This window comes from Paenibacillus sp. FSL L8-0340, assembly GCF_038593145.1.
Lineage (GTDB): Bacteria > Bacillota > Bacilli > Paenibacillales > Paenibacillaceae > Paenibacillus_AQ.
The window spans coordinates 1,259,818-1,278,349 of sequence record NZ_CP151967.1 but is presented as its reverse complement, the minus strand read 5'-3'; the positions used below and the strand labels follow the sequence as shown (position 1 = coordinate 1,278,349).

Here is an 18,532-nt window from a genome sequence, read left to right as displayed (position 1 = left end):
CCTGCTCTATGAAAATAGCGATCACTCTTCTGCTTTATGCCTTAGCTTTCGTCTGGGGCTGCACCCGGCTGCGCGGAGAAGGAAGGAAGCTGCACCGGCTGTGGTTTGGCTGCATTCTGGTCTGGTGTGCTTATGAGAACATTTGCGGGATTACAGAAACGCCGCATTTCAATATGGCTACCTTATATATTACTTACTTTCAACCCGCCGGCAGATTCATTATCAAGTGGTTAGGAGGCTGATTTCGGACTCATGCAAAAAAAGGAACAGGTGTCTGGCCTGCAAATTGCGTTTATGATTATGCTGTTCGAGATTGGCAGCACGCCGCTCTTTCTGCTGGGCGGCAAGGCCAAGCAGGATTCCTGGCTGGCCATGTGCACTGGCTCGCTGGGCGGCTTCATCCTCCTTCTGCTTCTGCTGTGGATCCAGCGCCGCTCGCCCAAGCTGGACCTCATCAGCATGCTTAAATTCCATTTCGGAGGAGTTGCCGGCTCCGTGATCGGCTTGATCTACTGCTTCTATTTCGCTTACCAGTCGATGCGCAATGTCCGCGATCTCGGCGAGCTGACGGCATTGACTTTACTGCCGAGATCCCCGATGCCGCTCACGATGCTCATTTTTGTAATGATTGCACTTTATGCGATTTGGAAAGGTGCGGAGGTTGTCTTCCGGCTGCCCGAGGTGCTGCTCCCGCTGGTTCTCTTCTTTTATTTCCTGCTTGTGCTGCTGCTTGGTATTATGGGCTCCATCGACTTCTACCGGCTGACTCCTGTCTTCGAGGGCGGATTTATGCCGATTGTAGAAGTTGCGCTGCCGGATATCGTCTCCTTTCCCTTCGGCCAAATGATTGTGTTCCTGATGTTGTGGTCCCTCTGGGATAAACCCGGTGTGCCGGTAAAAAATACAGTGACCGCCTATATTGCCATCAGCATCTTTCTCATCTTCATGAACGCGCTGAATGTGGCTGTCCTCGGCCCATCGATTGCAGGGATCAGCCAACTGCCTTTTCTGAAGACAGTCCGCACCTTATCGAACCTCAAGTTTGTGGAACGGCTCGACATTCTGGTAACGATCCAACTCTTTATCGGGCTGCTGATCAAGATGATGCTCTTCTACTTTTGCGCGGTTAAAGGCATTAGTGAACTGAGCGGCAAACCGGCCAAATGGTGGGTTTTTCCCGTAGGAGCGGCAATCTATGGCACTTCCTTTCTGGCGAGGGACTATACCCAGCATCTTGCCTTCGGCCTGGGGCCAAGCCTCAAGATTGACCCGCTGTTCCAAATCGGTTTCCCGCTGCTGCTCTCAATATCCATTCTGCTGCGGGGATGGTTCAAACGAACATCCTCCTGACCTGGCGAACATAACCTTAACCGCGCTGTAAGGAAACGTTAAGGTAAAACCATAGCATGCCGGAAGCTCATCCTGTACACTCGGAATCAGAAGATAAGCACCTATAGGCGACAATGGGTGACACTCATGTTTCGGTTAGAAAGGAATGAATTCCATGAATGTACTCGAAGTCACGGCAATGAACAAAGTATACCCGGGAAAGGTGCTTACGCAGGCTCTTACCGATATTCATCTCAGCATTGAGCAAGGTGAATTTGTGGGAATTATGGGCCCTTCGGGCAGCGGCAAAACCACCCTGCTCAACATGGTCTCAACCATTGACCAACCCTCCTCGGGTGAAGTGAAGATCGGCGGCAGCAATCCCTATCAGATGAACAAAAAAGAGCTGGCCCTGTTCCGCCGCAGAAAGCTTGGCTTTGTGTTCCAGGATTTCAACCTGCTGGAGACATTGACCGTAGGGGAGAATATCGTTCTTCCCCTGACTCTGGATAACCGCAAGCTTTCCGAGATGGACGCGCTGCTGCAGCGGGTGGCCGGGCGGCTGAATATCACGGACATCCTAAATAAGCGGACCTATGAAATTTCCGGCGGACAACGCCAGCGGACGGCGATTGCCCGGGCAATTATAACTTCGCCTGCCATTCTGCTCGCCGATGAGCCGACGGGAGCGCTCGATTCGAATTCCTCCCGGATCGTAATGGAGTCGCTGGAGGACATCAACCGCAAGGAAGGCACGACGCTGATGCTGGTTACGCATGATCCGATGGCAGCAAGCTATTGCAACCGCATCGTCTTCATTAAGGACGGCAAGCTGGCTGCGGAAATCCACCGCGGCGACAACCGCCAGGCCTTCTTCCAGAAGATCATTGATACACTTTCATTCTGGGGAGGGAATAGTCATGAGCTTTCCTCAATTCGCGTTTAACAATGTGCGACGCAACGCGCGGGCATATATGGCCTTTTTCCTCAGCAGCGCCTTTATGGTCATGATCTTCTTTTCCTATTCGGTGTTCATCTATCATCCTGAAGTAACCTCTATTGAGCTTGGACGTAATTCGGCTACCGGGATGAAAATTGCTTCCTATATTGTCTTCATTTTCGCCTTTTTCTTTGTCCTGTACTCGATCAGTGCTTTCCTCAAGCTGCGGAATCTGGAATTCGGCATCCTGATGATCCTGGGCGCGCGTCCCGGGCAGATCAACAGACTGATTCTGCTGGAAAATATGATTATAGGCCTGCTGTCGATCCTGAGCGGCATGGCCGCAGGGATGCTGCTGTCCAAGCTGTTCCTGCTGCTCAGCACTAATATTATTGGTATTGCAGATATGCCATTTTATTGGCCGGTAAAAGCACTCGTGATCACTTCCGTTTCCTTTCTGGCGTTATTCCTGATAAATTCAATCTTCACCCTGCTGTTCATCCGCAGGAACCAGGTGCTAGAGCTGCTTAAGGGAAGCGTGAAGCCGAAGAAGGAGCCCAAAGTATCCTGGCTGCTTTCGCTTCTCGGACTTGCACTGCTGACAACAGGAGCCATTTCCATCGGGTTGGAGCTGTCTCCGAACACACTGCTGATCGCTGCCGTCACAGGCATCGCCGGCACTTATTTCTTCTACTCCCAGTTGTCGGTGCTGGGCATCCGCCTGCTGAAGCTGAGCCGCAAACGGCTATGGCGCGGAACCAATCTGCTCTGGATCAACGAAATGAGCTACAAGGTTAAAGACAATGCGCGGATGCTGTTTCTGGTAACGGTTGTCACTTCATTGGCCTGCATGGCCGCAAGTCTTCTTCTATCCATCAGCTCTTCGAATAATACGACGTATGTGAACAGTCCATTCGCTATCGACTATTCCGTTGACAATGGACACGGTCCCGAACCCGGACTGACCACCATTCATGATGCCCTGGAAAACGCCGGATTGCAGTACACAGAGAACAAAGTGGAATTCATCCGCGTTTCTATCCGAGGCCTTAATGATGTGGACCAGTTTGACAACGTTCAATTGCTGACGGTGTCCGTATTTAATCAACTGGCAGGACAAATGGATGTCACCGGAATCCCTCCTTTGTCTGACGGAGAAGCTGTGCTGCTGCTTAACCCCCAGAACGCCATTATCGAATATAACGCAGGAGAGAAGATTCTGCTGGCAGATCAAGTAAATGTGGAACTCGTCCTGAATCATCTTATCAATCCACCGGTTATGCCTTTTGGCCAATACAACCCGTCGGTGATGATTGTCAGCGACAGTGTGTATGCAGAAGCTGCCGGTAAGGCTAGAGCCAATGATCGCGAAATAAATTACTTTTATAAAATCCCGGCGTGGGATGCACTGCTTCCTAAGACCGGGGAGCCGGAGACTGTCATCTCCAGTGAGCTGGTGCAGTGGAGCAGGGACAGGAATCATGCGACTGACAACTGGCATACGTTAATAAGTGCACGGGCTGATAGCTATATGAATACCAAGCAGGGAACCTCAATGCTCAGTTTTATCGGCATCTTTATCGCCCTGATCTTCTCACTCTCTTCAGCCAGCTTCCTCTATTTCAAGCTGCATACAGAGCTGAACGCAGATATGCGGATGTACCATGCACTCTCCAAGATTGGACTCAGCACCAGAGAAATGTCGGCTTCCGCCACCAGACAGATTGCACTGCTGTTCTATATCCCTATTCTTATTGCAGCCGTGCAGACTCTTGTAGTTGTCCGTCCCGTACTGAAAGTGATGGATATCACGAATGTTACCGTTCCTGTGCTGATCACATCGGCAGCTTTCCTGTTAGTGCAAACCGTGTATTTCATCATTGTCAGATCCCGCTATATTCATAGTCTGAAGAAGATGATGGTGTAACCCGGAGGCGTAGGCTACAATGAATGCTGAGTCCTAGTGAGTGAGAATAAAGCGCCGCTGCTTGATTGCAACCAGAGAGCAGAATTACAGGCGTACCGGAGGTTCTGCCTGATGTCCAAAGCCGATCATATGCTGTCCATCCTGTGGATGCTGCAACAGAGGAGAAGAACCGCTGCCGAGCTCGCGGAGGAGCTGGAGCTCAGCATCCGCTCCGTCTACCGTTATATTGACGCGCTCTGTGCCAGCGGTGTTCCCGTAATTGCCGGCGCCGGGCCGGGAGGCGGGTACAGCCTGCCTGAGCATTTCAGTGCAGCGCCCCTGTTCTTCGACACCAGGGAACAGAGGGCGCTCGTACAGGCCTCCGCTTTTGCCCGGGGCAGCGGATACCCTTATGTCGCAGCCCTGGACGGAGCGATTGCCAAGCTCAAACGCTACAGCAATGCGGCGCAGCTGTCACAAATGGAGCGCCACGAAGCCGGCATGGAGATGCTCCATGCACCTGGCGCTGTGCTGCAGCCGCTGCTGGAGGAGTTGGAAGCCTGCATCGCAGGCAGCCTCACCCTGCAGATGGACTACCGCAAGGGAAACGGAGCGGATGTTTCTGCCCGGTCTATAGATCCTTACGGGCTGGTGCTGTGGAAAGGCCAGTGGTATATGGCCGGCTATTGCCATCACCGCCAGGAAATCCGCAGCTTCCGGGTAGACCGGATTGGAGGACTGCGGCGGACCGGAGATGACTTTGTGCGACCTGCCGGATTCTCCGCACGCGAGTTTCTGCTGCGCGGCCTGCTTCCCGGCCAGGATAAAGCTTCCGCACTGGTGGCTGTCATCATCCAGTCTGCGGAAGCCGTCCTGAATGATCTGTGCAGCCATTGGCTGTTCGGCCATACGCTTGCGGAACGAACCCCGGAACAAGCCAGCTTCCTGCTGGATGAAGCCTCGCTATACAGCTACGCCCCCTATTTCCTGCTGCCTTACGGCAAAGCGCTTAAGATCATCGAACCCGCAGCTTTAAGGCAGAAGCTGGCAGCTATCACTGCGGACCTTGCAGATTATTATAAAGAATAATATCTTTATCCGGATCACTGACCGCAGCTGTCAGTGATTCTTTTGTATAGTGAACTTATCGCTAAGGCAAACATTCATAGGACTTTGCCGAGGCAAATAAGAACATAAAAGGCAGGAGGAATAAGGCATGCAAGAACTGAAATATCAATTCTATATCGGCGGAACACCAGCACAGGTGTGGGACAGCCTCGTCTCACCGGATAAAGTACAGCAAATCTATTACGGCAGCACGATCCACTCCAGCTTTACAGCAGGGGAACCGCTGAAATATATCGGGCCGGGGGCAGATGGCCCCGATACCTTGCATGTATACGGCACAGTGCTGGAATTCTCTCCAGAGCAGGCGTTCCGCTTTACCCACAAGGTCGGCCCCTCCTATCTCAAGGGCGGCGAACCGTATGAATCATGCATCTCCTGGCTGCTGGAGCCGGTTGGCGGCTGTACCAAGCTGACACTGATTCATGATCAATGGCATCCTGATGATCCATCCTACGGCCCCAGCGAAAGCTCCTGGTGGCAGATTCTCAGCAACATCAAGACCTTAGTGGAAACAGGCAGTACGCTGGATTTTGGTAGCTGGGAGTAGAAGCAGACACCTGAAGATGGACGAATTCTGTGTTTATCAGATTATAGCCAGTACATCCCTACTTGAGAGGATGTTTTTTCAGTCCAATCGAATGCATGGATGCTCTCTGAGTCCCCCAACCCACGCGTAAAAGCAGCAATTGCTGCCTTTACGCGTGGGTTATTTTTATTTTTCCCTAGGGAAACTTTTTTGTTGCATGGACAAATTTATTTACGTATACTAATATTGTGGCAGAGTACAAGAATCTAACCCATGTGCATAACATAAATCAATAAATCATACATGCTCAATCAATCTGGATGGAACGGAGGAAAATCTTATGGCCGGAGCCGTAATTCCATTATCTGAAGCTGTGAACGGCAGTACCCTGCATATCCGCAGCATAGAAGTGCAGGGTGTGCTGAGGAGAAGATTGCTCGACCTCGGGTTTGTCGTCGGCAATGCTGTCGAGGTACTGCGGCGCAGTCCGCTTGGAGACCCTACCGCCTTCCGGGTAAGTAATACAACCATTGCCCTGCGCCGGGAAGAAAGCGCTCTGATTTACGGAGAATTAATCGGAGGTGATGAAGCATGAACCGTTACACTGTAGCTTTTGCAGGCAATCCCAACACGGGCAAGAGCACACTCTTTAATCTATTGACCGGCCTGCGCCAACACACCGGCAACTGGGCGGGCAAGACCGTCATCACCGCCGAAGGCGAGTTTACCCACAAGAATAACACCTACTTGGCTGTAGATCTTCCGGGTACCTACTCCCTGTACTCCAACTCAGCTGACGAGGAGGCCGCAAGGGACTACATTATTTTTGAACAGCCGGATGTGACGCTGGTAGTGCTGGACGCCACTTCGCTGGAGCGTAATCTCAATCTTGCCCTGCAGGTGCTGGAAATTACCGGGCGGGCCGTTGTCTGTATCAACCTGATCGATGAAGCCAAGAAGCTGGGTATCGATATTAACCTGAAGGCCATTTCGAAACGGCTCGGCGTGCCGGTAGCCGCAATTTCGGCCCGGAGTGAAATCGGCATTGAGGCGCTGCTGGATCAAATTGAGCGTGTGGCTACTGGTACTTATACAGCGGAGCCGCTGCGGATTACGTATAGCGATGAGATTGAGCAGGGCATCGCCGCGCTCCTTCCTATGGTAGAGCAGACGGTCGGTTCAAGATATCCGGCACGCTGGATTGCCCTGCGGCTGCTGGACGGTGACGAAAGCCTGCTTGCTTCGCTCAAAGCCAATATGGGACAGAGGAATATTTCCGGATCGAAGGGGGTAGTGGGCCATGGAGTCACCGCATGTCATTAAGGGAGCCGATCCGATGGATTCCCTGCTCTCGGCAGCGAAGAATCTCGCAGACAAGGGCGGAATCCGTGATGAAATCGTAAGCGGAATATATGGTGTATCTGCGGGGATCTGCAGAGATGCAGTTACCTACCAGGACAAAAAGAAGCTGGGCAGCACTTATAAGCTTGATAATATTGTCACCTCCAAAATATGGGGATTCCCTATTATGCTCGCCGGGCTCGGACTCGTCTTCTGGATTACGATTGCCGGCGCGAACTATCCTTCGAGCTGGCTGGCCTCGCTGTTCGGCTTCATCGAAGGTTATTTAACCGCCGGATTCGAAGCAGTGAGCGCTCCAGCCTGGCTGCACGGCGTGCTTGTGCTTGGCCTGTACCGCGGAACCTCCTGGGTTATCAGCGTCATGCTGCCGCCGATGATGATTTTCTTCCCGGTATTTGCGCTGCTGGAGAATTTCGGCTATCTGCCGCGCGTGGCTTTTAACATGGACCGGTTGTTCAAGAAATCCGGCGGGCACGGCAAGCAGGCGTTAACGATGTCGATGGGCTTCGGCTGCAATGCTGCCGCCATTCTCTCCACCCGCATTATCGAATCGCCGCGTGAACGGATGCTGGCTATTCTGACCAATAATTTCGTGCCCTGCAACGGCCGCTGGCCGACCCTGATTCTGCTGTCCTCCATGTTTATGGTCGGGGCCGCTACCACTGGTGCGCTGCGGACCTTCTCGACAGCCCTTGTCCTGATGGGAATCGTAATGGTCGGTATCACGGTAACCTTAACGGTGTCCTGGGTCATGTCCAAAACCGCGCTGCGCGGCGTTCCCACCCACTACACGCTCGAACTCCCGCCGTACCGCCGTCCGCAGATCTGGAAGACGATTGTCCGCTCCTCCAAGGAGAAGTCGCTGAATGTATTGACCCGCGCCATCGTCGTGGCTGCTCCGGCAGGCATTATCACCTGGATCCTAGCGAATGTGTTCGTTGGCGGAGACAGCGTGCTGAACCATATGGCCGCTTTTTTTGATCCTTTTGCCCAGCTGCTCGGCATGGACGGCTTCATCATGATGGCCTTCATCCTGGGGCTTCCGGCCAATGAAATCGTGCTGCCGATTCTGCTTATGGGCTACATGTCCTCCGGCGCTATGGTCGATGTCGACGGTATCGGCAGCATCAAGGATATCTTCCTGAGCCATGGCTGGACGTGGTTGACCGCGCTCAACATGATGCTGTTCTCCCTGCTCCACTATCCATGCGGCACTACTCTGATCAACATCTACAAAGAGACCAAAAGCATGAAATGGGCAGTGCTCTCGGCTGTCATACCGCTGGGCATCGCCATTGCCGTCACCTTCCTGGTTGCACAGGCAGCGCGCTTGTTCGGCTGGGTCTGACAGAGTTCTTACGCGCCCGGCTTCTCCCGTATACAGGGAGGGGCCGGGCCGTTTTTGTGTATCCGCACATTTCCGGAGAACGCGGAATTCCCGCTGCTGCTGCAACTGCCTGGCAGGCTCCGTTCAATGCTCCATTCCCGTTCTGTCCCGTAATTTGACTCGCCCCCTTCTCAGATGTTAGGGTGAAATTGAAGCCATATTTTTCCGGGAGGGAATGTTAATGACGGAAGTAAAGCTTACTGTCGGGTACGACGAATTTGAAGAAGGTCAAAGAATAGGCACGGAGATTGAACGCTTGAGCACAAGTCCTGAAGCAGCGCAACTAACCAGCCTCATCATTGGGGATTGGGGACAGGCCTATGAGAACAGCTCCAAGGAGGTTGTGTCAGCCCTTGTGAAATACAGCGGAAGCTTTCCGGCTCTGCGCAAGCTGTTTATCGGGGAGATGGGTTATGAAGAATGTGAAATTTCGTGGATTACACAAAGCGATCTTTCCCCGCTTCTCCCCGCCTATCCGGAGCTTCAATCACTCACCATTCAAGGCGGAAATGAACTGAGCCTCAGCAGTCTGCAGCATGACAAGCTGGAGGAACTGATTATTATTACCGGCGGACTTGGCAAAAGCGTTCTGGCAGAAATCGCCGCAGGACATTTGCCGAATCTGCGCAAGCTGGAGCTGTACCTTGGCGTGGACAACTATGGCTTTGATGGCGGACTGGAAGATCTCTACCCGCTGATCCAGCCGGATAAGTTCCCTAAGCTTACCTATCTGGGACTGAAAAACAGTGAAATTCAGGATGAAATTGCTGCGGCCGTGGCCGATGCGCCCATTCTGGACCAGCTGCATACGCTAGACCTTTCGCTTGGAACGCTTAGTGACAAGGGTGCGGAGGCGCTGCTGGCCAGCGAGCGGATTAAAGACCTGAAGGCACTGAACCTGAGCTATCATTATATGTCGAATGAAATGATTGCCCGCTGGAAGGCAAGCGGCCTGCCGGCCGATGTCAGCGACCAGCAAAAAAGCGATGACGAGGAAGATTGGCGTTATCCCTCCATCACCGAATGATGCAGGAACCGCAGCCGCTGATCCTGCTATGTTGTCCCGGCGACAGGCGCTCGGACGGCATCCAGCAGGCGCGGAGCCGCCTCGGGATGCCCCCGGCCCTGCTCATCCCTTACTCAGAGCTGCTGCGGGGAAGTTCGCTCGCAGAGCTGCTGGAGCAGGCGCTGCACTTGCAGACCAGCGGACAGGCGGGCCTGTGGCCAGAGCCTTCCGGTTCACATCCGGCAGCAGCTCCGCCTCTCCTGCGGCTGGATTCACCCGGCGGCAGCTTCGAGATGGAGCAGGCCCTCATTACCTTGGGCGCACCGGATGCCGGGGATCAGGATGACTCGCTGCACCCCTTCGGGCATCATCCTGATCCCCATCCGCTGAGTCTCCAGGCCGCCGGGCGGCTGAAGGACATGCCCGGCGTGCTGCATCATCCATCTCAATGGTTCCGCGGCTACTGCCGGCTGCTGGCCAGGCTTCAGCGCGAGGCCGCAGAGCTGCTGCCAGAAGCCCGGTGGCAGAATCACCCCGGAGATATTGCTGCCATGACCGACAAACGCCGGACTCAGCAGATTCTGGCTGAGTCCGGTGTTCCGGTTCCCCGGCCTCTGGGCGGCGGACATCCTCCGTCAGACTATGCGTCCCTGAGGGAGCTGATGATCACGGAGCGGATGCACCGGGTATTCATCAAGCTGGCCTGCGGCTCTGCCGCTTCCGGTGTCATCGCTTATCAGATCAATCCCGCTACGGGAGCCGAAATCGCTGTGACTACTATCGGGGTTGAGCAGTATATCACTCGCCCTCCCGTGTACTATAATTCAGGGAAACTGCGGCGTTATACCGACTCCGCTGTTCTGTCCGGAATCATCAACTGGCTCTACAGCCATGGCGCGTATGCCGAGCAATGGATTCCCAAGCCGGGCGCAGCCGGAGTTTCGTTCGACATCCGCCAGCTTGTCGTGCTTGGAGAAGCCTGCCATTCCGTTGCCCGGGTCAGCACCACGCCCATTACGAACCTGCATCTGCGCAGCCAGCGGATGTCTCCGGCAGAAGCCGGGCTCACGGAAGAGGTGCAGGAGCAGGTACGGCGTACAGCTGTGCAGGCCCTTGCCGCCTTCCCCCGCTCGGCCGTTGCCGGGATTGATATCCTGGTATCCTCCGGCAGTTCCCGGCGTACTTATGCTGCGGACGTAAATCCTTTTGGCGACTTGCTCTACGATGTGGAGTATGACGGCTGCGGCACGTATGAATGGGAAATGAAAAAGCTGAATGCAATTGCGAATCATGAATGAGAGACCTTATAGCGTATTGCTATCTTTAATCCATATCTCTTAAGAAAGGGCGCTTATAACGGTTATGACAGATATGAATGCCATTGTTGGCACCCATGACATCCTGATGATCACACTGGATACCTTGCGCTACGATGCTGCTGTTCTGGAGGAAGAGAACTGTCCCAATCTGTGCGGCACCGGTTCCTGGGAGAAAAGGCATACCCCCGGCAGCTTCACTTATGCCGCACATCACGCCTTCTTCGGCGGTTTCCTGCCGACTCCCGCTGACACGGACAAAGCTTCGCATGTAAGGCTGTTCCATTCCAGAAATACCGGGATGAAGACCCATCCGCACACCTGGCTGTTCGACACACCTGATCTTGTATCAGGGCTTGCTGCCGAGGGCTACCGTACGGTATGTATTGGCGGGGTTATTTTTTTCACTAAAAAGGTCCCGCTGGCCCGCGTACTGCCCGGTTATTTCCAGCAGAGCTACTGGCGGATGACTTTCGGTGTCACGAACCCGCGCTCCACGGAGCATCAGGTGAACCATGCCCTGAAGGTACTCAACGATACTCCGCTAAATCAAAGGCTGTTCCTGTTCCTCAATGTGTCAGCCATCCACGGGCCGAACCATTTCTTCCTTCCGGGCACCCGGAAGGATTCGGTAGACAGCCAGCGTGCCGCACTGCGTTATGCCGACGGAGAGCTGGGGCGCCTGTTTGAGCGCTTTCGCGAACGCGGCAATCCGGTCTTCTGCCTGGCCTTCTCGGACCACGGCACAGCCTATGGGGAAGACGGCTACCAGGGACACCGACTGGCACATGAGACCGTGTGGAATGTCCCTTACCGGGAATTCATCCTTTAGATCAACAGCCCGGTTCAACCCGGAAGAAAGGAGAAACGTATGACGTCAACCGGCAACTTCCTGCAGCATCCTAATGACAACGACGTAAGACCGTCTCTCTCTTCGGAGGAGCTTAAGCGCTGGAAAGAGCAGATTACCGCTAACCCTTACCGCAATTATCTCTATTCCTATCCGCACAAGACAGCCTATCGTGAATTCCAGCCTCCTATTCCGCTGGAACAGCTGTGGCTGGAAGAGCCTGCGGATTCTTTTTTTCTCTATATGCATATTCCGTTCTGCGGCGCACGCTGCGGCTTCTGCAATCTCTTCACCCTGCCGGACAAACGAGCAGATGTCCACGCCACCTATGTGGATGCGCTGGAACGGCAGGCAAAACAGTGGTCGGCCTTTACCGGCCATAAGCCGTATGCCCGGTTCGCGATCGGCGGCGGTACCCCAACCCTGCTGGCCGCACCGCAGCTAAGCCGGCTGTTCCGGATCGCCCGGGAGATCATGGGCCTGGACACCGCCCTTGCTTCAATCTCAGTCGAAACCTCACCCGAGACGATTACGGAAGAGAAGCTCGCCATCCTGAAGGACAATACCGTGGACCGGGTTAGCATGGGCATTCAGAGCTTCGTCGCCGCCGAATCGGCGGCCATCTACCGTCCGCAGAATCCTGAGGTGGTATACCAGGCACTGGAGCTGCTGGGGAAATATCAATTCCCCATCCTGAATCTGGATCTGATCTACGGGCTTCCCGGCCAGAGCGTGGAGTCCTGGCTCTATTCGCTGAATCAGGCGCTCCTGTATGAGCCGGAGGAGATCTTTCTCTATCCGCTCTACACCCGCGAGCATACGATTGTGAAGCCGGGAGATCTGCTGCGCCAGCAGGATCTCCGCCATGATTGCTATACTGCCGCTTGCCAGCTCCTCGCAGAGCACGGCTACCGCCAGTATTCCATGCGCCGCTTCGCTAAGGAAGCGGCTGGCACCAGCAAAGCCATCCTCGACTACAGCTGTCAGGAGGAGGGGATGGTCGGCCTCGGCTGCGGAGCCCGTTCCTATACGCGGGAGGTGCACTACGCCTCCCGCTACGGCGTCAGCCGCAAGGCAACGGAGAGCATCATTGCCGATTATGTGTCGTCTGAGTCTTATGACACGGCCGATTACGGCATTGTGCTGAGCCGGGAAGAACAGAAGCGGCGCTTCATACTGAAAGCTGTACTGCACAGTGAGGGGCTGAAGCTGGCGGACTACAGCGGACGTTTCTCGGCCTCGCTGTGGAATGATTATCCTGAGCTTAATCTGCTGCTTCAAAGTGGTCTGGGCGAAGTAGAGGAAGGTATCCTGCGGTTAACTCCTGAGGGTCTGGGCTACTCGGACTCCATCGGCGACTGGTTCATCTCGGGTGAAATCAGGGAACGTATGGAAGGATTCATTTTGCCATGAATGCCGTCCTCTACTACCGCGGGGCCCTCACCTCCTGCAATTATGATTGTCCCTACTGTCCGTTCGGCAAGACCAGAGACAGCGCAGCAACGCTTGCCAAGGACCGCGAAGGACTAGAGACCTTTGTCCGCTGGGCTGCGGAGCAAGGTGCGGCAGGCCACCGGCTGTCGATCTTCTTCAATCCTTACGGTGAAGGACTGATTCACCGCTGGTATAAAGAAGCGCTGATTACCCTCTCCCATCTCCCCCATGTGGACAAGGTGGCTATCCAGACCAACCTGTCGGCCAGTCTGGATTTTATCCCGGAGCTGAACCCGGCCACGGCTGCCTTCTGGACGACCTATCACCCGGGACAGGTGCGGGAGGAACGGTTTCTGGCCCAATGTATGGCTGTCTATAAGCAGGGCATTCCCTTCAGTGTCGGCAGTGTGGGCCTGCGCAGCGCCTTTCCGGCAATTGCCTCGCTGCGGGCCGCCCTGCCGGATGATGTCTATCTGTGGGTGAATGCCTACAAAGACAAACCGGATTATTACACACCGGAAGATCTCGCCTTTCTCGGCGGCATCGATCCGCATTTCCATATCAACACAGTCGACTATGAAAGCCTGGGCAAACTCTGCAACGCCGGCAGCAATGTGTTTTATGTGCAGGGACCCGGTATAGTAAAACGCTGCTATAAGGACAGGGGCGTCATCGGCAACCTCTACCGTGACGGCCTGGAAGGCCTCGCTGCAGAGCGAAGCTGCCGCATGAACTTCTGCGACTGCTATATCGGGTACATCCACATGCCCGGGCTCCGGCTGGAGCAGATTTACGGCTCCGGCCTGCTGGAACGAATACCCTACGGAATCGCGGAGGTGCAAGGATGAGAGCTAGTCGCGAAAGTGCTGGAATTGAAGCAAAGTACGAAGGCTCCGAATTTGGAGCAGCGCACAAAAGTACGGGGATTCGTTCGGGTCACGGAATGACTCTGTGGCTCACCGGCTTGTCCGGGGCGGGCAAATCAACGATTGCCTCGCTTCTGACGGACAGACTGAGAGAACAGGGTCTGGCTGCCGAATGGCTCGACGGAGATGAGCTGAGGCGCGCGCTCGGACAAGGCCTCGGCTTCAGCCGGGAAGACCGGTTCGAGAATATCCGCCGGGCCGTCTACGTGGCCGGTATGCTGAACCGGCATGGCGTCATTTCAGTGGTCTCGGTCATCAGCCCTTATGCGGAAATGCGCGACTATGCCCGCCAGTCGCTGCCCGGTTTCGCAGAAGTCTATGTTGATTGCCCTTTAGAAATTTGCGAGTCGCGGGATGTCAAAGGGCTGTATGCCAAGGCCCGCCGGGGCGAAATCCCCTCCTTCACCGGCATTTCTGATCCTTACCAGGCGCCTGTCAGCCCAGAGTTAACGCTCCGCACAGCCGAGCAGACGCCGGAGGAAAGCGTGAATGAGATATGGTCCTGGCTAACACGAAGCGGGACCCTGCCTGAGCTTAATAAATAGACACAAAACACCCTGTCTGCTTGCCCGGACAGGGTGTTTTGTGTCTTATGGATACTTACATGTATTAGCCATGCCTTGGGCCGGTTGCTTGCGTGGACAGCACATCGTGGGACGGACGTTTGGATAAGCACCATGTAACTTTGAGCTTCCCTGAACAGGACATCTTGGGGCCGACCGCTTGCGTGGATGAGGCCTTGTATCTCCATATTGTCCCATATATGAAAATCAGAGCCGATTGTCCTCTAGTCATGAAAAAGCTCCCCTTACAGCGGCAGGTTTTATTATTTCACCTGTCTGCCGTAAGGGGAGCATATCAAACTTTATTTTCTCGTCCGTGTCTAGCTCTCAAAAGCAGGTTTCATTTCCCAGACCTCCATTGATTTTACCGTTAGGGTACCGTCGCCCCAGATCTGCATACCAAGAGCATCCGTGCGGCTCGGATAAACGCGAGTCGTCAAGCTTTTCAGTTCGTTGGCATAAGCCTCTACCATAGAACGGTCCAAATAAATTTGCAACTTCAAATTCTCGCCGCCTAACTCCAGCTTTCCGCCTTGAACACCTCTGTCCCAATCTGCCAGTTCGTCCAATGATGAATGGTCTCGGTCCACGATCAAAGCCGATTCCTTTCTGTCATAATAGAGCAACGTTTCTTCTTCACCACCGGGGGAGCAGCGAAATTTTATTCCCAACTGTGTGCACGTTCCCGCCTCCAGCTCCACCCGTATTCCCAGCATATCGCCTTTGACTTCTTTCAACAGATCATTGGCTTCGTTTAACGATTTACCTTCGATGGATGTGAGTTTTTCGCCGCGAAGCAGTTCCATTTCTTCGATGGGTCGTATTCCAAGCCGTCCGTCCTCACGAAGGAATATGCTAAGGGGAATTCCCGCGTTATGGGCATATCCGGAATAATAATTAATTTCTGACGTTCTGACTCCCTGGGAAATGGTGAATATGAGCTTACGTCCCGTCTTCGGATCAACCATGCCGCTAGGACCCGTGAAATGGAAATCGCCCAGATCGATCAACTGCGGTTCTTCCTGATCTGGAGTAAATCGCATGGCATCCTTGTCAAAGGTACCAATCCAGTAAAAGACTTCAACGTCGGCTTCAGGGCCAAGAGGGCTAATGAGCAAAATATATTTTTCAGTTCCGGTTTTGTCTTGACCGAGCGGAAGGAATACAGGCAATTCCCACATATTTCCGAGATAAGGGTATTTCTTAATATCGCTTATATAAAAGGGGCCCTTATACACCCATTCGATCATGTTTTTTGATGTATAAGAGAGTGCCGTTCCCCCCTGACCGTCGGTGCCCGAACCGATCAGCAGGTACCAAGTGTCCCCGTCTTTCCAGACAAAAGGATCGCGAAAATCGCCATAGAAGCCTTGCCCTTTCTCTTGAACGATGACAGGAACGGGATGTTTCTCCCAACGGACCAGATCGTTCTCACCGTCTTTCAGAAAGGTGCTTCGTGCCAGCCCTACCCGCTGGTTCGGAGTGGCGCTGTCGTCGCCGGCGGTATAGAACAATGCCGGAACGCCGTTCTCGTCATAAGCGGAGCTGCCGGACCATACGCCATCCGGATCAAGACCGTTCTCCTCTGGAGCAAGCGCCCATGGCAGATCCCGCCAATGCGCCAAGTCATCGCTAACCCAATGGCCCCAATGGATCGTATGCAAATACGGCCCATGCGGATCATGCTGATAGAACAAATGATATTGCCCGTTAAAATAGATTGGCCCGTGCGGCTCGTTCATCCAATGCTGCGGTGGACTAAGGTGGTATTGCGGACGGTGCCTGTCGTTTGCAAGCAAGCTGCGGTCCAATTTGATATCATCGTACGGAATCGCCGGAATGGAACCTCCATAAGGAGTCACATAATCCTGGTAAGATTGTCTCACTTCCTCCGGCGAAAGAGCTCTATTGTACATCTTCAATTCATCGATCATGCCGCTGTACATATTAAGCACATACGGTGTATCGCCCAATATGAAGCCCTTGTTATTCTTGGCGATCATTAAATCTCTGTTGCATGGTGTAATCGCTGTGTTAGCAACGATTGATTTGGCTGCTACCTCCTCACCGTTCAGAAAGAGTTTCATCACGGCATTCCTACTGTCAAATGTTGCAACAATATAGGACCATTGATTCAGGGGGAGGGAATGTCCATCCGCCCAAATCTCAACCCATTCGTTATTTAATCCTACTTGCATGGACCACTGGCCGTGACGTAAAATACCAAAAACATAACCTTCCTTTTTCTCGCGGTCATGTTGATTTATGATGGGCGAAAGCCTTGCTTCTATGCCTCTTTCATAAGTACGGGGCGCTACCCATGCTTCAAGCGTAAGCGCGTCTTGCGGCATAACGGTCTTCTCAGCCGGACGAGCGATCCAATTGGAATATCCGTCAAACATCAGCGCATTTCCACTGATTCCTTTTCTCCTTTGCGGGTCATGCGAATCGTTATACCGCGCTTCGTTTAACACATACTCAATCTTATCGTTGATTCCGGTAACGTGATCTAACGCTTCCTTTCCACTTGCTTCGTCAAAAGACCAATGGCTAATCAATCCTTGTTTCTTTTCCATTCGAAAAAATCTTCCCCTTCTCTGTAAATTCGTATATTCGTATAGAGTAACCTAGAGGGTGTTCATCCCTTTGGCCTCTGCCAACGGTTCCATTCGGAACAAAGGCGAAACAATCAGAAGTCCAACTCCAAAAAACACACCGGCTAACAGATACATCACCATAACGGACAACTGATCCTTCAGCCATCCTGACATGCTCATCGTTATCAGCATCGAGCCCATAAAGAGAGGGGACAGGATGCCGTTCACTCGGCCGACATAAGCTTGCTCTGTATTTTTCAAAATCAAAGTCTGAACCGCTACCTGAAAGCCTGGCGTAACCATGCCGATGAAAAATTGAGCCAAGAGCGTAAGCCACATAAAAGTCGATAGACCGGAAATCACCATACACAGCGCATTGACCGCCAAGCCGACAGCAAGCAGAGAACGGGCCTGCATGACTTTTCCCAGCATTACCGTTAAGGCTCCGCCGAGAATCATCCCCATACCGTTCAAAGAGAGCATCCACTGCAAATATTCCTTCGGCAAGCCAAGTCTTTCCGTAATAAGAAAGATGCCTAAGGGCTGGATAAATCCGATGCCAAGACCGGTACAACAAAAGCATGTTCCCAACAAAAGTAAAATTCGTTTCCCTCTGATATAATGCAGGCCTTGAACCATTTCAATCCTCATACTATTCGAATGTTCCATCTTGTCGGACTTAGTGTCTGCTGGCATCAAAGATAAGACCGCAGCCGATAGAAGGAAACAAACCGAAACCAGACCGATAGAGACCGAAATGCCGAACTGATAATAACACATCGTCCCCAGTACCGGTCCAAGCAACGTAAAGACGGCTATCACGGACTGAAACATGGACATTCCAGTCTGAAGCTGGTCCTCCGGCACATGCCTCTTAAACAATTTCATGCTTGATGGCTGAGAGAATTGCGACAAAATCGAAGAGACCAGCGTTGCCAAAAAGACGGCCTTCCATGTACCAAGCAGCAATGCCAGCAGAACGAACGCAACCGAAACCGCACTGCCTATATCGCACCAGACCATCGTTTTTTTAGGCTTCCATCGGTCTGCCCATACGCCTCCTATAGAGGAGAAGATAAATATTGGCGCAAATTCTGCAACCGATATCAGGGATACGGCTAATGCACTGCCGTTCGTCTTCTCCATAACAAACAACAAAACCGCAAAGTTTCTGACCCAAATTCCAAGCTGCAAAAAAGTCATGGATAACAAAATCCCAATCATAAACCGATTCCGTAGTAACTTGCCCATCCCCGCCGTAT

At 53.2% G+C, this 18,532-nt stretch carries 17 protein-coding genes; 15 read left to right on the top strand and 2 right to left on the bottom strand.

Features of this window, described 5'->3' with window-relative positions; translation table 11 throughout:
* Window positions 1–8 precede the first annotated feature (8 nt).
* The 15 genes from NST07_RS05810 (at window position 9) to cysC (ending at window position 14,655) form a co-directional block, all read left to right on the top strand.
* Window positions 9–242, top strand: coding sequence for a hypothetical protein (locus NST07_RS05810; protein ID WP_342481199.1), 234 nt, complete (start codon window positions 9–11; stop codon window positions 240–242).
* 10 nt (window positions 243–252) lie between these two features.
* Window positions 253–1,350, top strand: coding sequence for an endospore germination permease (locus tag NST07_RS05805; RefSeq protein ID WP_341090211.1), 1,098 nt, complete (start codon window positions 253–255; stop codon window positions 1,348–1,350).
* Between the two features lie 154 nt (window positions 1,351–1,504).
* A complete protein-coding gene (locus NST07_RS05800) occupies window positions 1,505–2,275 on the top strand; it encodes an ABC transporter ATP-binding protein (protein ID WP_341097569.1) in 771 nt (256 codons plus the stop codon).
* Window positions 2,250–4,196: an ABC transporter permease gene (locus tag NST07_RS05795; RefSeq protein WP_341090209.1), complete on the top strand. Its 1,947-nt coding sequence runs from the start codon at window positions 2,250–2,252 to the stop codon at window positions 4,194–4,196. The genes NST07_RS05800 and NST07_RS05795 overlap by 26 nt, the downstream gene beginning before the upstream one ends.
* Window positions 4,197–4,307: 111 nt before the next feature.
* Window positions 4,308–5,264 (top strand): WYL domain-containing protein, encoded by a 957-nt coding sequence (locus NST07_RS05790; protein WP_342481926.1) that lies wholly within the window; start codon window positions 4,308–4,310, stop codon window positions 5,262–5,264.
* Window positions 5,265–5,391: 127 nt separating this feature from the next.
* Window positions 5,392–5,850: an SRPBCC domain-containing protein gene (locus tag NST07_RS05785; protein WP_341090207.1), complete on the top strand. Its 459-nt coding sequence runs from the start codon at window positions 5,392–5,394 to the stop codon at window positions 5,848–5,850.
* 319 nt (window positions 5,851–6,169) lie between these two features.
* Complete coding sequence (locus NST07_RS05780) at window positions 6,170–6,424, top strand: FeoA family protein (protein ID WP_341090205.1); 255 nt, start codon at window positions 6,170–6,172, stop codon at window positions 6,422–6,424.
* On the top strand, window positions 6,421–7,152 hold the full coding sequence (locus tag NST07_RS05775; RefSeq protein WP_341090204.1) for a FeoB small GTPase domain-containing protein: 732 nt from the start codon (window positions 6,421–6,423) through the stop codon (window positions 7,150–7,152). Before NST07_RS05780 ends, NST07_RS05775 begins: the two co-directional genes overlap by 4 nt.
* A complete protein-coding gene (locus tag NST07_RS05770; RefSeq protein ID WP_341090203.1) occupies window positions 7,130–8,539 on the top strand; it encodes a nucleoside recognition domain-containing protein in 1,410 nt (469 codons plus the stop codon). The genes NST07_RS05775 and NST07_RS05770 overlap by 23 nt, the downstream gene beginning before the upstream one ends.
* Window positions 8,540–8,759: 220 nt before the next feature.
* The gene (locus NST07_RS05765; RefSeq protein WP_341090202.1) at window positions 8,760–9,605 is read left to right on the top strand and encodes an STM4015 family protein; all 846 of its coding nucleotides are present in this window, start codon (window positions 8,760–8,762) and stop codon (window positions 9,603–9,605) included.
* Window positions 9,602–10,882: an STM4014 family protein gene (locus NST07_RS05760; RefSeq protein ID WP_341090200.1), complete on the top strand. Its 1,281-nt coding sequence runs from the start codon at window positions 9,602–9,604 to the stop codon at window positions 10,880–10,882. Before NST07_RS05765 ends, NST07_RS05760 begins: the two co-directional genes overlap by 4 nt.
* A gap of 64 nt (window positions 10,883–10,946) precedes the next feature.
* Entirely contained in the window at window positions 10,947–11,732 is a 786-nt protein-coding gene (locus tag NST07_RS05755) for an STM4013/SEN3800 family hydrolase (protein WP_341090199.1), read from the top strand.
* Window positions 11,733–11,771: 39 nt separating this feature from the next.
* Complete coding sequence (locus NST07_RS05750; protein ID WP_342481198.1) at window positions 11,772–13,163, top strand: STM4012 family radical SAM protein; 1,392 nt, start codon at window positions 11,772–11,774, stop codon at window positions 13,161–13,163.
* Window positions 13,160–14,032 (top strand): STM4011 family radical SAM protein, encoded by an 873-nt coding sequence (locus NST07_RS05745; RefSeq protein WP_341377486.1) that lies wholly within the window; start codon window positions 13,160–13,162, stop codon window positions 14,030–14,032. Before NST07_RS05750 ends, NST07_RS05745 begins: the two co-directional genes overlap by 4 nt.
* Window positions 14,029–14,655 (top strand): adenylyl-sulfate kinase, encoded by a 627-nt coding sequence (gene cysC, locus NST07_RS05740; protein WP_342481197.1) that lies wholly within the window; start codon window positions 14,029–14,031, stop codon window positions 14,653–14,655. The genes NST07_RS05745 and cysC overlap by 4 nt, the downstream gene beginning before the upstream one ends.
* A 338-nt stretch (window positions 14,656–14,993) precedes the next feature.
* Here cysC and NST07_RS05735 read toward each other — a convergent pair whose 3' ends face one another.
* Complete coding sequence (locus NST07_RS05735; protein WP_342481196.1) at window positions 14,994–17,249, bottom strand: GH32 C-terminal domain-containing protein; 2,256 nt, start codon at window positions 17,247–17,249, stop codon at window positions 14,994–14,996.
* Between the two features lie 51 nt (window positions 17,250–17,300).
* Window positions 17,301–18,521, bottom strand: a complete 1,221-nt coding sequence (locus NST07_RS05730; RefSeq protein WP_342481195.1) for an MFS transporter — start codon at window positions 18,519–18,521, stop codon at window positions 17,301–17,303.
* Window positions 18,522–18,532: the final 11 nt, after the last annotated feature.

What these genes read in the sequence shown, in the direction of transcription:
- NST07_RS05810 (WP_342481199.1), top strand. Translation starts at nt 9, where the DNA reads ATGAAAATAGCGATCACTCTTCTGCTTTATGCCTTAGCTTTCGTCTGG.
- NST07_RS05805 (WP_341090211.1), top strand. Translation starts at nt 253, where the DNA reads ATGCAAAAAAAGGAACAGGTGTCTGGCCTGCAAATTGCGTTTATGATT.
- NST07_RS05800 (WP_341097569.1), top strand. Translation starts at nt 1,505, where the DNA reads ATGAATGTACTCGAAGTCACGGCAATGAACAAAGTATACCCGGGAAAG.
- NST07_RS05795 (WP_341090209.1), top strand. Translation starts at nt 2,250, where the DNA reads ATGAGCTTTCCTCAATTCGCGTTTAACAATGTGCGACGCAACGCGCGG.
- NST07_RS05790 (WP_342481926.1), top strand. Translation starts at nt 4,308, where the DNA reads ATGTCCAAAGCCGATCATATGCTGTCCATCCTGTGGATGCTGCAACAG.
- NST07_RS05785 (WP_341090207.1), top strand. Translation starts at nt 5,392, where the DNA reads ATGCAAGAACTGAAATATCAATTCTATATCGGCGGAACACCAGCACAG.
- NST07_RS05780 (WP_341090205.1), top strand. Translation starts at nt 6,170, where the DNA reads ATGGCCGGAGCCGTAATTCCATTATCTGAAGCTGTGAACGGCAGTACC.
- NST07_RS05775 (WP_341090204.1), top strand. Translation starts at nt 6,421, where the DNA reads ATGAACCGTTACACTGTAGCTTTTGCAGGCAATCCCAACACGGGCAAG.
- NST07_RS05770 (WP_341090203.1), top strand. Translation starts at nt 7,130, where the DNA reads ATGGAGTCACCGCATGTCATTAAGGGAGCCGATCCGATGGATTCCCTG.
- NST07_RS05765 (WP_341090202.1), top strand. Translation starts at nt 8,760, where the DNA reads ATGACGGAAGTAAAGCTTACTGTCGGGTACGACGAATTTGAAGAAGGT.
- NST07_RS05760 (WP_341090200.1), top strand. Translation starts at nt 9,602, where the DNA reads ATGATGCAGGAACCGCAGCCGCTGATCCTGCTATGTTGTCCCGGCGAC.
- NST07_RS05755 (WP_341090199.1), top strand. Translation starts at nt 10,947, where the DNA reads ATGACAGATATGAATGCCATTGTTGGCACCCATGACATCCTGATGATC.
- NST07_RS05750 (WP_342481198.1), top strand. Translation starts at nt 11,772, where the DNA reads ATGACGTCAACCGGCAACTTCCTGCAGCATCCTAATGACAACGACGTA.
- NST07_RS05745 (WP_341377486.1), top strand. Translation starts at nt 13,160, where the DNA reads ATGAATGCCGTCCTCTACTACCGCGGGGCCCTCACCTCCTGCAATTAT.
- cysC (WP_342481197.1), top strand. Translation starts at nt 14,029, where the DNA reads ATGAGAGCTAGTCGCGAAAGTGCTGGAATTGAAGCAAAGTACGAAGGC.
- NST07_RS05735 (WP_342481196.1), bottom strand. Translation starts at nt 17,249, where the DNA reads ATGGAAAAGAAACAAGGATTGATTAGCCATTGGTCTTTTGACGAAGCA.
- NST07_RS05730 (WP_342481195.1), bottom strand. Translation starts at nt 18,521, where the DNA reads ATGGGCAAGTTACTACGGAATCGGTTTATGATTGGGATTTTGTTATCC.